The 15966-nt window shown below is 59.7% G+C and carries 15 protein-coding genes and 1 riboswitch; of the genes, 10 read left to right on the top strand and 5 right to left on the bottom strand.

Annotated elements, in window-relative coordinates:
• Positions 1-130 precede the first annotated feature (130 nt).
• The 5 genes from cysM to FQ182_RS07720 all read left to right on the top strand — a co-directional run bounded on the left by cysM (position 131) and on the right by FQ182_RS07720 (position 6171).
• Positions 131-1033 carry a cysteine synthase CysM gene (cysM, locus tag FQ182_RS07740; RefSeq protein ID WP_133101798.1) on the top strand — a complete coding sequence of 301 codons (903 nt, stop codon included), beginning with the start codon at positions 131-133 and terminating at the stop codon, positions 1031-1033.
• On the top strand, positions 1033-2385 hold the full coding sequence (rlmD, locus tag FQ182_RS07735) for a 23S rRNA (uracil(1939)-C(5))-methyltransferase RlmD (protein WP_149412135.1): 1353 nt from the start codon (positions 1033-1035) through the stop codon (positions 2383-2385). The genes cysM and rlmD overlap by 1 nt, the downstream gene beginning before the upstream one ends.
• Positions 2386-2504: 119 nt before the next feature.
• Positions 2505-4748: a GTP diphosphokinase gene (gene relA / locus FQ182_RS07730; RefSeq protein WP_149412134.1), complete on the top strand. Its 2244-nt coding sequence runs from the start codon at positions 2505-2507 to the stop codon at positions 4746-4748.
• A gap of 18 nt (positions 4749-4766) precedes the next feature.
• Positions 4767-5600 carry a nucleoside triphosphate pyrophosphohydrolase gene (gene mazG, locus FQ182_RS07725; protein WP_149412133.1) on the top strand — a complete coding sequence of 278 codons (834 nt, stop codon included), beginning with the start codon at positions 4767-4769 and terminating at the stop codon, positions 5598-5600.
• A gap of 25 nt (positions 5601-5625) precedes the next feature.
• On the top strand, positions 5626-6171 hold the full coding sequence (locus FQ182_RS07720) for a DUF2058 domain-containing protein (protein WP_149412132.1): 546 nt from the start codon (positions 5626-5628) through the stop codon (positions 6169-6171).
• 159 nt (positions 6172-6330) lie between these two features.
• On the opposite strand, the gene FQ182_RS07715 is transcribed toward FQ182_RS07720, so the two are convergent.
• The 4 genes from FQ182_RS07715 to purM all read right to left on the bottom strand — a co-directional run bounded on the left by FQ182_RS07715 (position 6331) and on the right by purM (position 9222).
• On the bottom strand, positions 6331-6519 hold the full coding sequence (locus tag FQ182_RS07715; protein WP_149412131.1) for a hypothetical protein: 189 nt from the start codon (positions 6517-6519) through the stop codon (positions 6331-6333).
• A 272-nt stretch (positions 6520-6791) separates the two neighbouring features.
• On the bottom strand, positions 6792-7505 hold the full coding sequence (locus FQ182_RS07710) for a DUF3108 domain-containing protein (protein ID WP_133101792.1): 714 nt from the start codon (positions 7503-7505) through the stop codon (positions 6792-6794).
• 8 nt (positions 7506-7513) lie between these two features.
• Positions 7514-8164 (bottom strand): phosphoribosylglycinamide formyltransferase, encoded by a 651-nt coding sequence (gene purN, locus FQ182_RS07705; protein WP_149412130.1) that lies wholly within the window; start codon positions 8162-8164, stop codon positions 7514-7516.
• The gene (gene purM, locus FQ182_RS07700; protein WP_149412129.1) at positions 8164-9222 is read right to left on the bottom strand and encodes a phosphoribosylformylglycinamidine cyclo-ligase; all 1059 of its coding nucleotides are present in this window, start codon (positions 9220-9222) and stop codon (positions 8164-8166) included. The genes purN and purM overlap by 1 nt, the downstream gene beginning before the upstream one ends.
• Before the next feature lie 356 nt (positions 9223-9578).
• On the opposite strand from purM, the gene FQ182_RS07695 reads away from it, so the two are divergent.
• The 5 genes from FQ182_RS07695 (at position 9579) to FQ182_RS07675 (ending at position 14226) form a co-directional block, all read left to right on the top strand.
• Positions 9579-10637: a DUF2066 domain-containing protein gene (locus FQ182_RS07695; protein WP_149412128.1), complete on the top strand. Its 1059-nt coding sequence runs from the start codon at positions 9579-9581 to the stop codon at positions 10635-10637.
• A gap of 43 nt (positions 10638-10680) precedes the next feature.
• Entirely contained in the window at positions 10681-11754 is a 1074-nt protein-coding gene (locus FQ182_RS07690) for an AI-2E family transporter (RefSeq protein WP_133101788.1), read from the top strand.
• A 230-nt stretch (positions 11755-11984) separates the two neighbouring features.
• On the top strand, positions 11985-12689 hold the full coding sequence (hda, locus tag FQ182_RS07685) for a DnaA regulatory inactivator Hda (RefSeq protein ID WP_054049492.1): 705 nt from the start codon (positions 11985-11987) through the stop codon (positions 12687-12689).
• A 214-nt stretch (positions 12690-12903) separates the two neighbouring features.
• Complete coding sequence (locus tag FQ182_RS07680; protein WP_149412127.1) at positions 12904-13548, top strand: C40 family peptidase; 645 nt, start codon at positions 12904-12906, stop codon at positions 13546-13548.
• A gap of 144 nt (positions 13549-13692) precedes the next feature.
• Entirely contained in the window at positions 13693-14226 is a 534-nt protein-coding gene (locus tag FQ182_RS07675; RefSeq protein WP_149412126.1) for a C40 family peptidase, read from the top strand.
• Positions 14227-14291: 65 nt separating this feature from the next.
• Here the strand turns inward: FQ182_RS07675 and FQ182_RS07670 are convergent, their stop codons facing one another.
• Positions 14292-15605, bottom strand: coding sequence for a sorbosone dehydrogenase family protein (locus FQ182_RS07670; RefSeq protein ID WP_149412125.1), 1314 nt, complete (start codon positions 15603-15605; stop codon positions 14292-14294).
• Positions 15606-15704: 99 nt separating this feature from the next.
• Positions 15705-15942, top strand: a riboswitch (cobalamin riboswitch).
• Positions 15943-15966: the final 24 nt, after the last annotated feature.

Genomic DNA, 15966 nt, shown 5'->3' with positions numbered 1-15966 from the left:
AGCTGCAAGATCCCAACTTGCCGCTTGTGGCTTATAGCTTGCAGCTATATCAACCGCACTTTGCGTGATATGGCCTGCCAGCGTTTGCCGGTATGATGGGCGCCCCCGCAGTCTGGATTGCGAATACGTCATGACCTTGCAGTACCCAACTATCGCCGATTGCGTCGGCAACACCCCGCTGGTCCGCTTGCAGCGTCTGCCGGGCGTCACCAGCAATACCCTGTTGCTCAAGCTTGAGGGTAATAACCCGGCGGGTTCGGTCAAGGACCGTCCGGCGTTGTCGATGATTACCCGCGCCGAGTTGCGTGGGCAGATCACGCCCGGCGATACCCTGATCGAAGCCACCTCTGGTAACACCGGGATTGCCTTGGCCATGGCCGCGGCGATCAAGGGTTACAAGATGATCCTGATCATGCCCGACAACTCCAGCGCCGAGCGCAAGGCGGCAATGACTGCCTATGGTGCCGAGTTGATTCTGGTGACTCAGGAAGAAGGCATGGAAGGCGCGCGCGATCTTGCCGAGCGCATGGCGGCCGAAGGCCGTGGCCAGGTGCTGGACCAGTTCGCCAACGGTGATAACCCTGAAGCGCACTACACCAGCACGGGTCCGGAAATCTGGCGCCAGACCCAGGGTAGCATCACTCACTTCGTCAGCTCGATGGGCACCACCGGTACCATCATGGGCACCTCGCGCTACCTCAAGGAGCAGAATCCCGAGATCCAGATCGTTGGCCTGCAACCGATGGAGGGCGCGGCGATCCCGGGGATTCGTCGCTGGCCCGAAGAGTACCTGCCGAAGATCTACAACGCTGACCGCGTTGACCGCATCATCGACATGGCCCAGCGCGAAGCCGAAGACACCACCCGTCGTCTGGCCCGTGAAGAAGGCATCTTCTGCGGCGTGTCCTCCGGCGGTGCCGTGGCTGGGATGTTGCGCTTGTCCCAGGAGCTTGAAAACGCGGTGATCGTCGCCATCATCTGTGACCGAGGCGACCGTTACCTGTCGACCGGCATTTTCGACGTGCCTAACTGATGGCCAAGCACGAGAGAGGCCTGCGCTTCCAACCGACGGGCGGCAGCCGGGCCCCACAAATTCCAGTGGGCAAAAAACAACGCCTGACCATCGAGCGCCTGGCCAATGACGGCCGTGGCATTGTGTTCTTTGAAGGCCGTACCTGGTTTGTGACCGGTGCCCTGGCCGGCGAAGAAGTCGAGGCGCGGGTCTTGGGTGCCCACGGCAAAGTGGTCGAGGCCCGCACCGAGCGGGTATTCACCGCCAGCGAACTGCGTCGGCCAGCCCCTTGTGTACACGCCGGCCGTTGCGGCGGTTGCAGCCTGCAACATTTGCCCCACAACGAACAGCTTGCCCTGAAACAGCGCATGCTCGCCGAGCAACTGTCCCGTGTGGCCGGTGTCGAACCTCAGGAGTGGGCTGCCCCCTTGAGCGGGCCGGAATTCGCCTACCGACGTCGTGCGCGGGTGGCTGTGCGCTGGGACGTCAAGGCCAAAAAACTTGAAGTGGGTTTTCGCGCCGCCGCCAGCCAGGACATCGTCGGTATTGACGATTGCCCGGTGCTGGTACAGGCCTTGCAACCGATCATGCAACGCTTGCCGAACATGCTTCGCCGTTTGAGCAAGCCACAAGCTCTTGGGCATGTTGAGCTTTTCAGTGGCTCGTCCATCGCGGTGTTGTTGCGGCACATGGCGCCGTTGTCGGACGCCGACCTGGTGGTACTTAAAGAATTTTGCACGTTCCATGAAGCGCAACTGTGGCTGCATGGCGAAGGTGAACCACAACCGTTCGAGCCCGATCAAACCCTAGGCTATCGCCTGGATCGGTGGGATCTGGAACTGGCTTACCGGCCGGGGGACTTTATCCAGGTCAACGCCGGAGTTAACGAGGCGATGGTCGCCCAGGCCCTGGATTGGCTGGCGCCAAAACCCGATGAACGGGTACTGGACCTGTTTTGCGGCCTAGGCAACTTCGCCTTGCCCCTGGCCCGTGAGGTACGGGAAGTGGTGGCAGTGGAGGGCGTGCAGGCTATGGTTGAGCGCGCTGCTGCCAATGCTGTGAGCAACAATTTGCATAATGTGCGGTTTTTTCAGGCCGATTTGTCCCAGCCCTTGGCTAACGCAGAATGGGCCAATGCAGGCTTTTCTGCGGTACTCTTGGACCCACCCCGTGATGGTGCCCTAGAGATTGTGCGCAAGCTCGCCGCTCTTGGGGCCGATCGCCTGGTGTATGTGTCCTGCAATCCAGCCACGCTGGCGCGGGACACGGTCGAGTTGGTCAAGCAAGGCTACCGGCTAAAACGTGCCGGGATCCTCGATATGTTTCCGCAGACGGCACATGTCGAGGCGATGGCGTTATTTGAAGCGAGCTAGGATGCTCGCTTAGTCCGACTGGCCTGCGTTCTCCAGGGTCGTGACCTGCCTGGGAGCATGCGTTACAAAGGTCAGCGATTTTGACGCGCTGAAGGCGCGTCGTAGGGAAGGTAAGCAAGATGGTACAGGTGAGAGCACACCAGCCGATCAACACCGACGGCAGTATCAATCTCGAGGCATGGCTGGATCATGCCGTCAGTGTCGACCCGGCACTGGACCGTGAAGCCTTGAAAGCAGCCTGCGAGTTCGCTCGTGAGTCTGAACAGCAAGACAATGCGGCCAAGAATTTGTGGTCTGAAGGCACGTCAAGTTTTCGTACCGGGCTTGAAATCGCCGAGATTCTCGCCGATCTCAAACTCGATCAAGACTCGCTGATCGCTGCGGTGCTCTATCGCGGCGTACGCGAAGGGCATATTCAGTTGCCGCTGGTCAGCCAGCGTTTCGGCGCCGTCGTGGCCAAGCTGATCGACGGTGTGCTACGCATGGCCGCCATCAGCGCCAGCCTGAGCCCGCGCCAGTCCATGGTGCTGGGCACCCAGGGCCAGGTGGAAAACCTGCGCAAGATGCTGGTGGCGATGGTCGACGACGTGCGTGTCGCCCTGATCAAGCTGGCCGAACGCACCTGCGCGATTCGGGCGGTGAAAACCGCCGATGACGAAAAACGCAACCGCGTCGCCCGGGAAGTCTTCGACATCTACGCGCCCCTGGCTCACCGCCTGGGCATCGGCCATATCAAATGGGAGCTGGAGGACTTGTCCTTCCGCTACCTGGAACCCGATCAATACAAACAGATTGCCACGCTGCTCCATGAGCGGCGGCTCGACCGTGAGCGCTTCATCTCCGATGTGATGGGCCAGTTGCGCACGGAATTGCAGGCCACTGGGGTCGACGCTGACATCAGCGGTCGGGCCAAACACATCTATTCCATCTGGCGCAAAATGCAGCGCAAGGGTCTGGAGTTCAGCCAGATCTACGACGTGCGTGCCGTGCGGGTGCTGGTGCCTGAAATGCGCGATTGCTACACCGCGCTGGGGATCGTCCACACCCTGTGGCGACACATCCCCAAGGAATTCGACGACTACATCGCCAACCCCAAGGAAAACGGCTACCGCTCGTTACATACGGCGGTAATCGGCCCCGAGGGCAAGGTGTTGGAAGTGCAGATCCGCACCCACGCCATGCACGAAGAGGCAGAGCTGGGTGTGTGTGCCCACTGGCGCTACAAGGGCACCGACGTCAAGGCGGGGTCCAACCAGTACGAAGAGAAAATTTCCTGGCTGCGCCAAGTGCTGGAATGGCACGAAGAGCTGGGGGACATCGGCGGCCTGGTCGAACAGTTGCGGGTGGATATTGAGCCCGACCGGGTCTACATCTTCACTCCCGACGGCCACGCCATCGACCTGCCCAAGGGCTCCACACCCTTGGACTTCGCCTACCGCGTGCACACCGAGATCGGCCACAACTGCCGTGGCGCGAAGATCAACGGACGCATCGTGCCGCTCAACTACAGCCTGCAGACCGGTGAACAGGTCGAGATCATCACCAGCAAGCACGGCACGCCGAGCCGCGACTGGCTGAACCCGAACCTGGGCTACATCACCACGTCCAGGGCGCGGGCGAAGATTGTCCACTGGTTCAAGTTGCAGGCGCGCGACCAGAACGTCGCCGCCGGCAAGACCTTGCTGGAGCGGGAACTCGGGCGCCTGGGCCTACCCCAGGTGGACTTCGACAAGCTGGCCGAAAAGGCCAACATGAAGCTCGCCGAAGACATGTTCGCCGCCCTCGGCGCCGGCGATTTGCGCTTGGCGCAACTGGTCAACCTGGCCCAGCAACTGGTGGAGCCGGAGCGTGGCAACGAACAGCTGGAACTGATCCCGCGCAAGGCCACCGGCTACAAGCCAGGCAAGCGCGGCGACATTCAGATCCAGGGCGTCGGCAACTTGCTGACGCAAATGGCCGGCTGCTGCCAGCCGTTGCCGGGCGATGCCATCGTCGGCTACATCACCCAGGGCCGCGGGGTGAGCATTCACCGTCAGGACTGCGCCTCGGTATTGCAGCTGGGCGGGCGCGAGCCAGAACGGATCATTCAGGTCAGTTGGGGCCCGGTGCCGGTATTGACTTACCCGGTGGATATCATCATCCGCGCCTACGACCGCTCCGGCCTGCTGAGGGACGTGTCGCAAGTGCTGCTCAATGAGCGGATCAACGTGCTGGCGGTCAACACGCGCTCGAACAAGGAGGACAACACGGCGTTGATGTCCCTCACTATCGAGATTCCGGGGATGGACGCGTTGGGGCGGTTGCTGGGGCGAATCTCCCAGTTGCCGAACATCATTGAGACCCGGCGCAACCGGACGCCATGAGCGGACAGAGATTGATCGATGTATTCACTTGAAGACCTGCTGCACCTGATGAGCCGTCTGCGCGACCCGCAGTACGGTTGCCCGTGGGACATCAAGCAAACTTACGCCACCATCGTCCCTCATACCCTTGAAGAAGCCTACGAAGTCGCTGACGCCATTGAGCGCGGCGACTTTGATCACTTGCAAGGCGAGCTGGGCGATCTGTTGTTCCAGGTGGTGTATTACAGCCAGTTGGCGCGAGAAGAAGGGCGCTTCGAATTTGCCGGGGTGATCGACAGCATCACCCGCAAGCTGATCCGCCGTCACCCGCACGTGTTCCCGACGGGTGATCTGTATGCGCCGCTGGATATCCCGCAACTGAGCGAAGAGCAGGTCAAGCAGCGCTGGGAAGAGATCAAGGCCGAGGAGCGCGCAGAAAAATCTGACGCCCCGCAGCTGTTATCCCTGCTCGACGACGTGCCAATAACCTTGCCAGCGTTGTCCCGCGCGGCCAAATTGCAGAAGCGCGCCGGGCAGGTCGGTTTCGACTGGCCTGAGGCTTTGCCGGTGGTGGATAAGGTCCGCGAAGAGCTGAATGAAGTGCTGGAAGCCATGGCCGATAACGACTCGGCGGCCATTAGCGACGAGGTTGGTGACCTGCTGTTCACGGTGGTCAACCTGGCGCGGCACCTCAAGGTCGACCCGGAAACCGCCCTGCGGCTTGCCAACGCCAAATTCGAAAGGCGCTTGCGATTTATCGAACAGGCATTGCGCGACACCCGTCGTCCCATGGAAGATTGCACCCTCGAAGAGTTGGACGCCCTATGGGGCGAAGCCAAACGCCAGGAAAAGAACGTGTCCAGCTGCGGTTGAGCAGTTGCCTAAGTGAGTAAGCACCATGAGCATTTCCCTTCGCGACCAGTTGCTCAAAGCAGGGCTGGTCAACCAAAAGCAGGCCAAGCAGGTCGGCAAAGACAAGCAGAAGCAGCAACGTCTGGTTCATAAAGGCCAGGCCGAGGCGGACGACACTCAAGTGCGTCTGGCCCAGGAAGCACAGGCCGAGAAGGTCAAGCGCGACCAGGAGCTCAACCGCCAGCAGCAGGAAAAGGTCGAGGCCAAGGCCCGTACGGCCCAGGTCAAGCAGTTGATCGAAACCTCGCGCTTACCCAAGCTGACCACCGAGGACTACTACAACTTCGTCGATGACAAGAAGGTCAAGCGCCTTTCGGTCAACACCTTGATGCGCAACAAGCTGAGCAACGGCTCACTGGCAATTGTCCATCATGGCGGCGGTTACGAAGTGATTCCTCGCGAGGCGGCGCTGAAGATCCAGGAGCGGGCTGCGGAGCGTATCGTTCAGCTCAACATCCTCACCGAGACCCAGGTGCCGGATGAGGATGATCCATACGCCGCCTACCAGATCCCTGATGATCTGATGTGGTAAGGCTGTAAAAACAACACGTGTGGCGAGGGGGCTTGCCCCCGTTGGGCTGCGCAGCGGCCCCAATAAGGCCCGAAAACAACAAACCCCGCTTAATGGCGGGGTTTGTGTTTGCGGATATCGCGGCTGCGTGGGCCGGGGTCCCCGCCGGATTTCAGAGTTTCAGGCGCTTTGCGCCTGGCGTCTCATTTCCAGAGTTTCGAGCTCGCTTTTATAATTATGGGCGTCGGTTTCAGAGTGAAACATTCCCACCAGCAAGTCTTGCTGATGGACATCCCAGATACGTATGCCGTTGGCTACACCTTCGTGGGACATATGTGCATCGTCGCGCTCAGTTACTTTTACAGTCATCTGCTTGCTCCAATCTCTGGTTGGTCTGCGGCAAGTCGTCGCAGGCCTTTGTTATATGTTTTGTTAGCTTGCTAAGTAAATAACCAGGATTTGCAACAAACCTTTACAGAAATAGGAACAGTCGCCCAGGCCCCGAAAACCGCGATATTACGTCGCAGGCGGCTGAGTTTTATGACAAAAGCTTCATGTTGCAGTCAGGTCGCCGAGCTACCGATATCCTGCAGGCGAAAAAAAGCCCCGCATTTCGCGAGGCTCTTTTAATCGATCGTGGATCAGCTGCCTTTCACAGCCTTGCCGTTGACCGTACCTTCCAACAACATGATGTTGTATTCCTTGCCGTCGGTTTCAACCTGTTGCAGGCGAACCAGCAGGTAGTCCCAGCTCTTGGCAAACCACATCACGGTGGTGCGTTTGCTTTGAGTCGGGTCACGCACGCGTTCGACCTTGATGGCATCGATCTGGCCGGCCTTGGTCTCGACTTTCTCTTCACCCAGTACACGGAAGTCATAGGTCTCGACTTCGCCGTCGTCGACCACCTGGTAACTCATGGTCTTCTTGCCAGCGGCGACGTCATGTTGCAGGGCCAACTGGTAAGTGGATTTGTCGACCATGCCACGGTTCAGCGGGATCTTCACCGCGTCGCCGCGGTCAGTGCCGGTGACCATCTTGGTGGTCCAGTCGAAATCCAGGTCGGCCTTCTTGGCTTTGCCCAGGCCACCACGTTCGAAGTGGTAGGACTGTGGCAGCAAGGTGTCCTTGTCCAGGGTCAAGGTGCTTTCTTCGGTCAGGCTGGCGATCATCATCGAGGCCTTGAAGCTCAGCTTCCAGGCGCCGTTGGCGGTTTTCTCCAGGCTTCGCGAAGCGGTGCCGCTCATGGGTAACTGCTTCCAGTCGGCGGTGTAGCTGGCGGAGAACGGCTGAAGGTCTGCCGCCTGCGCCAAAGGCAGGGTGAGCAGCGCAAAAGCAAAGAGCAGGGCGCGACGCATAAAATCTCCTAGGTTCGAATCAAGTGGCCGCTGGCCGCAAGTAACTGACCGTCCAATAATGCACCCGGTTCACCAAGAATCAACCGCCCCTCAGCGAACCAGCGAACAGCCAGCGGGTAAATCTTGTGTTCCTGGGTGTGAACCCGTTGCGCAAGCGACTGCGCAGAGTCCGCAGACTCTACCGGAACCACTGCCTGTACGACCAGAGGCCCGCCATCGAGTTCCTCGGTGACGAAGTGCACGCTGCAACCATGCTCCGTATCGCCGGCTTCGAGGGCGCGTTGGTGGGTATGCAGGCCTTTGTACTTGGGCAGCAGCGAAGGGTGGATATTGAGCAGGCGCCCCTGGTAGTGCCGCACGAAATCAGCGCTGAGAATGCGCATGAAGCCGGCCAATACCACAAGCTTGGGATTGAAGGCGTCGATCAGTTCGATCAGGGCCGCATCGAAGGCCTCGCGGCCCTCGAAAGCCTTGTGGTCCAGGGCGCGGGTGTCGATCCCTGCGTCCCTGGCACGTTGCAGGCCGTATGCGTCGCTGCGGTTGGAAATCACCGCAGCGATGCGCGCCGGGCTGTCGCCCGTGCGCGTGCTATCGATCAGAGCCTGCAAGTTACTGCCGGTGCCGGAGAGCAGCACCACGACGTTACAGGTTGCTGACATCAGTGCGCCTTGAGGTTCTTCAGTTCCACCTGGGCTGCGCCTTCGGCAGCCGTGGCGATCTGGCCGATGACCCATGGCTGCTCGCCGGCTTCGCGCAGGACATTCAGCGCGGTTTCAACGTGCTCTTGAGCTACGCAGATGACCATGCCGACGCCGCAGTTCAGCACGCGGTGCATTTCGGTTTCGTTGACGTTGCCTTTCTCTTGCAGCCAGTCGAATACTGCCGGACGCTGCCAGCTGGCCACGTCGACAATGGCCTGGGTGCCTTTAGGCAGTACGCGCGGGATGTTGTCCAGCAGGCCGCCACCGGTGATGTGGGCCATGGCCTTGACGGCGCCAGTATCCTTGATCAGCTTGAGCAACGGCTTGACGTAGATGCGGGTCGGGGCCATCAGCAGGTCGGTCAATGGTTTGCCGTCGAGCTGGATGTTTTCGATGTCGGCACCGGACACTTCGATGATCTTGCGGATCAGCGAGTAACCGTTGGAGTGCGGGCCGGACGATGGCAGGGCCAGCAGGGCGTCACCGGCGGCAACCTTGGAGCCGTCGATGATCTCGGCTTTTTCCACGACGCCGACGCAGAAGCCAGCCAGGTCATAGTCTTCGCCTTCGTACATGCCCGGCATTTCAGCGGTTTCACCGCCTACCAGGGAGCAACCGGACAGTTCACAGCCCGCGCCGATGCCGGTCACGACCTGGGTCGCGGTCTCGACATTGAGCTTGCCGGTGGCGTAGTAGTCGAGGAAGAACAACGGTTCGGCACCGCAGACGATCAGGTCGTTGACGCACATGGCCACCAGGTCGATGCCGATGGTGTCGTGCTTGTTCAGGTTCAGCGCCAGGCGCAGCTTGGTGCCGACGCCATCGGTGCCGGAGACCAGAACAGGCTGCTTGTAACCGGCCGGGATTTCGCAGAGGGCGCCAAAACCGCCCAGGCCACCCATGACTTCAGGGCGCGCAGTGCGCTTGGCGACGCTCTTGATGCGTTCGACCAATGCTTCACCGGCGTCGATGTCTACACCGGCGTCCTTGTAGCTCAGGGAGGGTTGCTTGCTCATGATCCAGGCCTTTAGGGGGGATTCAGGGGTAACGACCGAATGCGGCGGGAATGCTGAAACGGATGGTTTCAGAATGCCTTGCCATGGACGGTCTGCGAAGGCGCGCGATTTTATCAGGCTTGAGGGGCAGCGGCCATCCTCGGGCCGACGGGCAGGGGCATATGGGGTTAAAAAAACGCTAATCGACGCGGCTTCTGACCGTATATAAGGTATAGCCTTTAACCGACTATCGTTATGACAGTACAAAAACTTACCAGGACCTTGTGAATGTTTTGCTGGTCGCTGTGGTCACAGCCTTGCTTAACAGTGCTCACGCGGTCTGTTCCAGCCGCTTTTTTGTCGTTCGGGAATCTTCCATGCGTTTGTGTAAATTCTTTTTTGTAGGCTGTTTGTCATTGGTCAGCCTGGCGAGTCATGCCGAAACCCTCAATGGCCTCTATCAAGTGCTCGAACCTGTCAGCAGCCAGACGCCGGATGAGCGCGCCCAGGCGACCCAGCGCGCCTTGGAAACCCTGGTGATTCGCTTGACCGGCGATGCCAAGGCAGCCAAAGGCCCCGGCCTGGCGGCAATCCGCAAGGACCCGCAACAAATCATCAGCCAGTACGGCTACGACGCCGGCCCGCCTGAAAGCCTGCAGGTAGATTTCGACCCGGTCAGCACCGATCGCGCCTTGCGCGAAGCAGGCCTGGCGCTGTGGGGCAGCAATCGACCGTCGATCCTTGGTTGGTGGCTGAGTGATTCCACCGAAGGCAGCAGCCTGGTTGGTGACGGCCAGGCCGCTGCGCAGCCATTGCGCCGCGCGGCCCAGCATCGCGGTTTGCCGTTGCGCCTGCCGTTGGGCGATCTCGATGAGCAGATCGTCGCCACCGCACCTAATCTTGAAAGCGCTGACCCAGCTCCACTGCGCTCGGCGTCGGAGCGTTATGGTGCCGATGCCATGTTGGCGGTGCATGCCCGTGAAGAGGGCGGGCAATGGCAAGCCAAATGGCGTTTGTGGCTGGGCGATAAAGCCGAGCAGGGCACCGTACAAGGCGCAGATAGCGCGGCCCTGGCCGACGCCGTGCTGTTGGCCGTGAGTGAGCGCCTGGCGCCGCGCTTTGCAGTCAAGGCGGGGGCAACCAGCGAGCAACTGCTGGAAGTGAAGGGCATGACCCTGGAGCGCTACGCTGCCTTGGGGCACTTGCTGGAGCCGTTTGGCGCGCAACTGCAACGGGTCGATGGCAGTCGTATCGTCTATCGGGTCAATGGCAGCGCCGACCAGTTGCGCACCCAGTTGAGCCTGGCGAAGTTGCAGGAGGTGCCGGCCGGTGAGGTGCCTGCACCTGCGCCCGTCCAGCAGCCGACGGCCGAAGGTGCGCAACCGGCGCTTGCGCCGCAGGTCGAGCCGACGCCGCAACTGCGTTTTCGTTGGTAACTGTTCTTCCTTATATAGAAGCAACTAACAGATGGAGTGGTTTATGGCGGATTCGCGTCGTTGGGTGTGGCTTGGCGGGATCGTCGTGCTGTGCGTTTTTGTATTCTTGCTGCATTCGATATTGACGCCGTTCCTGGTTGCGCTGCTGCTGGCCTATCTGTTCGATCCCTTAGTGGATCGCCTGGAAAAGGTTGGGTTGTCGCGCACCTGGGGTGTGGTGGCAGTGTTTGCGCTGTTCACCCTGATTGTCATGGCGCTGCTGCTGGTGCTGGTACCGATGCTGGCCAAGCAATTGTTTCGCCTCTATGAACTGGCGCCGCAAATGCTCGATTGGCTGCAACACACTGCCATGCCTTGGGCTCAGACCAAGCTTGGCCTGGCCGATGGCTTCTGGAAATTCGACAAGGTCAAGGCCGCCATCAGCGAGCACATGGGGCAGACTACCGATATTGTCGGGATTGTCCTCAGTCAGGCGACGGCTTCCAGCCTGGCGCTGATTGGCTGGTTGACCAATCTGGTGTTGATCCCTGTGGTGGCGTTCTACCTGCTGCGGGACTGGGACCTGATGATGGCGAAGATCCGCAGCCTGTTGCCGCGTAGCCGTGAGGAACGCATCGTCTCTCTGGCAGGAGAGTGCCATGAAGTGCTCGGCGCGTTCGTTCGTGGTCAATTGCTGGTGATGTTGGCCCTGGGGATTATTTATGCGGCGGGGCTGATGGCAATCGGTCTGGAGCTGGGCCTGTTGATCGGCCTGATTGCTGGCCTCGCGGCGATTGTGCCGTACATGGGGTTTGTCATTGGCATTGGTGCGGCGCTGGTGGCCGGGCTGTTCCAGTTTGGCGGTGACTTCTACCCGATGCTGGGGATTGTCGCGGTCTTCATGGTGGGCCAGGCGCTGGAAGGCATGGTGCTGACGCCATTGCTGGTGGGGGATCGGATCGGTCTACACCCGGTGGCGGTGATCTTTGCGATCCTGGCGGGCGGTGAACTGTTTGGCTTTACCGGCATCCTGCTGGCATTGCCGGTGGCAGCAGTGATCATGGTGCTGGTGCGCCATGTGCACGACCTGTACAAGGATTCAGATGTCTACACCGGTGTCGACGAGCCCAATCTATAAGGTCGAGGTTCAGCGCTCCCTCACAAACCCGGCTCAGTGCCGGGTTTGTCGTAGTTGCTCCCCAGACCAGTGGCCGTGGCGTCAAATAATCTCTACGAAATCCAACACGTTAACGCAAACCTTTGATTTTGCTTGTGGTCTGCTGCATTGTGCACCCGGCGTCACGGGTATAAACTTTGCACACTTTTCACAGAGGCCACTAACGGTCCGATTGGAACCGCTCAGTCAGCATGAAACCGATTCAGCTGCCCCTAGGTGTGCGTCTGCGTGACGACGCTACCTTTATCAATTACTACCCAGGCGCCAATGCCGCTGCACTCGGCTATGTCGAGCGGCTTTGCGAAGCCGACGCCGGGTGGACCGAAAGCCTGATTTACCTCTGGGGCAAGGACGGCGTGGGGCGTACCCACTTATTGCAGGCCGCTTGCCTGCGCTTTGAGCAGATGGGCGAACCGGCGGTGTACCTGCCTTTGGCCGAGTTGCTGGATCGTGGCATCGAAATCCTCGACAACCTTGAACAATACGAGCTGGTTTGCCTGGATGACCTGCAAGCAGTTGCGGGTCGGGCGGATTGGGAAGAAGCGCTGTTTCATCTGTTCAATCGCTTGCGTGACAGCGGGCGGCGCTTGCTGATTGCTGCGTCTACCTCGCCTCGGGAGTTGCCGGTGAAGCTGGCAGATCTCAAGTCTCGCCTGACCCTGGCGCTGATTTTTCAGATGCGCCCACTGTCTGATGAAGACAAGCTGCGCGCCCTGCAATTGCGTGCATCCCGTCGCGGCCTGCACCTTACCGATGAAGTCGGGCACTTTATCCTCACCCGTGGCACCCGCAGCATGAGTGCGCTGTTCGAATTGCTCGAACGCCTCGACCAAGCCTCTTTGCAGGCCCAGCGCAAGCTGACTATTCCTTTCTTGAAAGAAACCCTCGGCTGGTAGCCAGCCCTTTAAAATAGGGGCTCTTGGCATTTTGCAGGCGCCAGAAATCTTGCGTTTTAGCCTGTTTGGCCACGCAAAAGGGTCTTGTAGGGGTTTAAGGGCTTAGATGTCATAGCCCAAACAAGAAGTCACATGGATCACGATTGAATTTGCAAATCGATATGATAGAAGGCATAGTCTCGGCTTCTTTACACATCCAGCCACGGTCGTGCCCATGCTAAATCGCTTCGCACCCCTCGTGCCTCTCGCACTCGTTACCCTGTTGTTTGGTTGCGCCACCCACCCTCAACAGGTGGCTGAGCAGCAAAAGCCTCAACAACACAATCAACAAAAATTTGTCGCTGCGCAGTCTTCCACTGCTTACCAGGAAGCTGTCTATTCAGAAGAAGTAGCGACAGAAAAAGAACTGGCTGAATTTTCCGACAGCAAGCCTTATCAGCTTCCAGTTCTGGCCGACAGCATCCTCGAACGCGGCCTGTCTCTGGTCGGTACCCGTTACCGTTTTGGCGGTACTTCTGAAGCCGGTTTCGATTGCAGCGGTTTCATCGGTTACCTGTTTCGCGAAGAGGCCGGCATGAACCTGCCGCGTTCCACTCGTGAAATGATCAACGTTGATGCACCGTTGGTCGCGCGCAACAACCTCAAGCCTGGTGATCTGCTTTTCTTTAGTACCAATGGTCGTGGTCGCGTCAGTCACGCCGGTATTTACCTGGGCGATGATCAATTTATCCACTCCAGCAGCCGTCGTAGCGGTGGCGTTCGGGTCGATAAGTTGGGCGACAGTTACTGGAGCAAGACCTTTATCGAAGCCAAGCGCGCCCTGGCCATGGCCCCGACTACCGTTACCTCCCGCAAGTAAAGTTAAAGTGATACTTGAAGTTTGATGTGTAAGCGCTAGAATCCTTGGATATTGTTGTGAACTGATCGCGCGAGCTTTGCTTGCGCGGTCTGGTTTTCAGCCTTCGGCAACGAAAGCCGCATCCAGATCAGGATCGCTCTGCCCATGTCGACCTCGGCCCGCCTAATTCTTCTCATTTGCGCCGCGCTGCTCAGCGCCTGCGCAAGTCGTCCACCTCCCGTGGCCGTCAAGCCCAAGCCGGTGTTCAACTATTCCACCCAAGCCTTTTCTCCGGCTGCCGAAGACGTGCTTTTTCGTGCGTTGGGCCTGGTCGGCACGCCTTATCGCTGGGGCGGCAATACGCCGGACTCGGGGTTTGATTGCAGCGGCCTGATTGGTTTTGTCTACCGTGACGCTGCCGGTATCTCCTTGCCGCGCACCACCCGCGAACTGATCGTGATGCGTGCTCAGGATGTGAGTGAAGACGCCCTGCAAACCGGCGACCTACTCTTTTTTGCCACCAATGGCGGCTCGCAGGTCAGCCACGCGGGAATCTATGTGGGCGAAGGGCGCTTTGTGCATGCCCCGCAAACGGGCGGTACGGTGAAGCTGGACACGCTATCCAAGGCGTATTGGCAGAGTGCGTACCTGAGCGCCAAGCGGGTATTGCCGCCGGAACATCTGGCGCGTAATCCCTAAGAAGCAGCTATTAAGCTGCAAGAAGGCGCGCAACGGCCACTTGCAGCTTGAGGCTTGCTACCCGGTTATTTAGCCGCCGACACCCGCCACACTTTATTCCCCACATCATCGGCCACCAGCAAATCCCCCTGCTGATCGATCACCACGCCCACTGGCCGGCCCATGGCTTTCTCATCGCTGTTGAGGAACCCGGTCAGTACATCCACCGGTTGCCCTTTTGGCTTGCCCGCTTCAAACGGCACAAAGATCACTTTGTAACCACTGTGAGGCTTGCGATTCCACGAGCCATGCTGGCCGATAAACGCGCCGTTACTGAACGGTGCTGGCAACTTGCTGCCCTCGGCGAAGGTCAGGCCCAGTGATGCAGTGTGCGGGCCGACCGCATAGTCTGGTGCAATGGCCTTGGCCACCAGGTCCGGGTCTTGTGGGGTCACGCGCACATCGACGTGCTGGCCGTAGTAGCTGAACGGCCAGCCATAGAAGCCGCCATCCTTGACCGAGGTGATGTAGTCCGGCACCAGGTCGCTACCGATTTCATCCCGTTCGTTGACCGCCGTCCACAGTTTTCCGCTTTGCGGTTCCCAAGCCATGCCGTTGGGGTTGCGCAGGCCAGAGGCGAAGATGCGGTGCTGGCCGGTGGCGCGGTCTACTTCCCAAATCGCCGCCCGACCTTGCTCCGCTTCCAGGCCGTTTTCCGCGACGTTGCTGTTGGAGCCGACGCTGACGTACAGCTTGTTACCATCCTTGCTGGCCACCACGTTTTTGGTCCAGTGATGGTTCAGAGGGCCGCCCGGCAGGTCGACGACCTTGGTGCCAGCCTCCTTGATGGAGGTTTCGCCTGGCTGATAAGGGAAGCGCAACAGCTTGTCCGAGTCAGCGACGTACAGGTCGTTGCCCACCAGGGTCATGCCGAACGGCGAGTTGAGGTTTTCCAGGAACACCGTGCGGGTTTCAGCGACGCCATCGTGGTCGGCGTCCCGCAGCAGGGTGATGCGGTTCGGGCTCGGCACGCCAGCGCCGGCTCGGCCCATGACCTTGCCCATCACCCAGCCGCGAATGCCCTTGGAGTCGTCCGGCTTGGGCGGTGCGTTGGTTTGCGCCACAAGCACATCACCATTGGGTAGTACGTACAGCCAGCGCGGGTGATCCAGGCCTTCGGCGAACGCTGCCACCTGGGTGCCGGCCGCCGCAGTGGGCTTGACGCCGTCCGGCCAACCGATCGCCGGGGCGATATTCACGGTGGGGATCAGGGTTTTGTTCGGTTCCGGAAGCTTGGGTGAGGGCCCGGTGCCGTCGGACACTTGCAAGGTGGAACTATCACCGCAAGCGGCCAGGGTGCCAGCGACCATGATGAGTAAGGCGAGTCGGGTCTTATGCATGTTTTTCTCCTCAATACCTGTAGTCATAGAGGCACGACGCGCTGCGATGGTTCAAGTGCGCCGCCAGCTTTAATTGACGCTCCACCCCCAACCCACTAACCTTCGCCGCTTGTTTCAGGTGCTCTGTGGCGTGTGCGTCAACAGAGTGAAACAGGGAAGCCGGTGAGTGAGCGCACTTGTACACAGTGAAGCCACGATCCCGGCGCTGCCCCCGCAACGGTAAATGAGTCAAGACGGTGCTTTCGCCACTGTATCGCCCCGCGATATGGGAAGGCGCACCCTCGGCGCGCAACGCCACTCATGAGCCCGGAGACCGGCCTGATTCATCCAACAGCATCACGGTGGGCGATGCTTGGCTGTT

Source organism: Pseudomonas sp. ANT_H4, from assembly GCF_008369295.1.
Lineage (GTDB): Bacteria > Pseudomonadota > Gammaproteobacteria > Pseudomonadales > Pseudomonadaceae > Aquipseudomonas.
This window is presented reverse-complemented; position numbering and strand designations above follow the sequence as displayed.

Excerpts from the sequence above, each read along its gene's own strand:
- cysM (WP_133101798.1), top strand. The coding sequence starts at position 131 with ATGACCTTGCAGTACCCAACTATCGCCGATTGCGTCGGCAACACCCCG.
- rlmD (WP_149412135.1), top strand. The coding sequence starts at position 1,033 with ATGGCCAAGCACGAGAGAGGCCTGCGCTTCCAACCGACGGGCGGCAGC.
- relA (WP_149412134.1), top strand. The coding sequence starts at position 2,505 with ATGGTACAGGTGAGAGCACACCAGCCGATCAACACCGACGGCAGTATC.
- mazG (WP_149412133.1), top strand. The coding sequence starts at position 4,767 with ATGTATTCACTTGAAGACCTGCTGCACCTGATGAGCCGTCTGCGCGAC.
- FQ182_RS07720 (WP_149412132.1), top strand. The coding sequence starts at position 5,626 with ATGAGCATTTCCCTTCGCGACCAGTTGCTCAAAGCAGGGCTGGTCAAC.
- FQ182_RS07715 (WP_149412131.1), bottom strand. The coding sequence starts at position 6,519 with ATGACTGTAAAAGTAACTGAGCGCGACGATGCACATATGTCCCACGAA.
- FQ182_RS07710 (WP_133101792.1), bottom strand. The coding sequence starts at position 7,505 with ATGCGTCGCGCCCTGCTCTTTGCTTTTGCGCTGCTCACCCTGCCTTTG.
- purN (WP_149412130.1), bottom strand. The coding sequence starts at position 8,164 with ATGTCAGCAACCTGTAACGTCGTGGTGCTGCTCTCCGGCACCGGCAGT.
- purM (WP_149412129.1), bottom strand. The coding sequence starts at position 9,222 with ATGAGCAAGCAACCCTCCCTGAGCTACAAGGACGCCGGTGTAGACATC.
- FQ182_RS07695 (WP_149412128.1), top strand. The coding sequence starts at position 9,579 with ATGCGTTTGTGTAAATTCTTTTTTGTAGGCTGTTTGTCATTGGTCAGC.
- FQ182_RS07690 (WP_133101788.1), top strand. The coding sequence starts at position 10,681 with ATGGCGGATTCGCGTCGTTGGGTGTGGCTTGGCGGGATCGTCGTGCTG.
- hda (WP_054049492.1), top strand. The coding sequence starts at position 11,985 with ATGAAACCGATTCAGCTGCCCCTAGGTGTGCGTCTGCGTGACGACGCT.
- FQ182_RS07680 (WP_149412127.1), top strand. The coding sequence starts at position 12,904 with ATGCTAAATCGCTTCGCACCCCTCGTGCCTCTCGCACTCGTTACCCTG.
- FQ182_RS07675 (WP_149412126.1), top strand. The coding sequence starts at position 13,693 with ATGTCGACCTCGGCCCGCCTAATTCTTCTCATTTGCGCCGCGCTGCTC.
- FQ182_RS07670 (WP_149412125.1), bottom strand. The coding sequence starts at position 15,605 with ATGCATAAGACCCGACTCGCCTTACTCATCATGGTCGCTGGCACCCTG.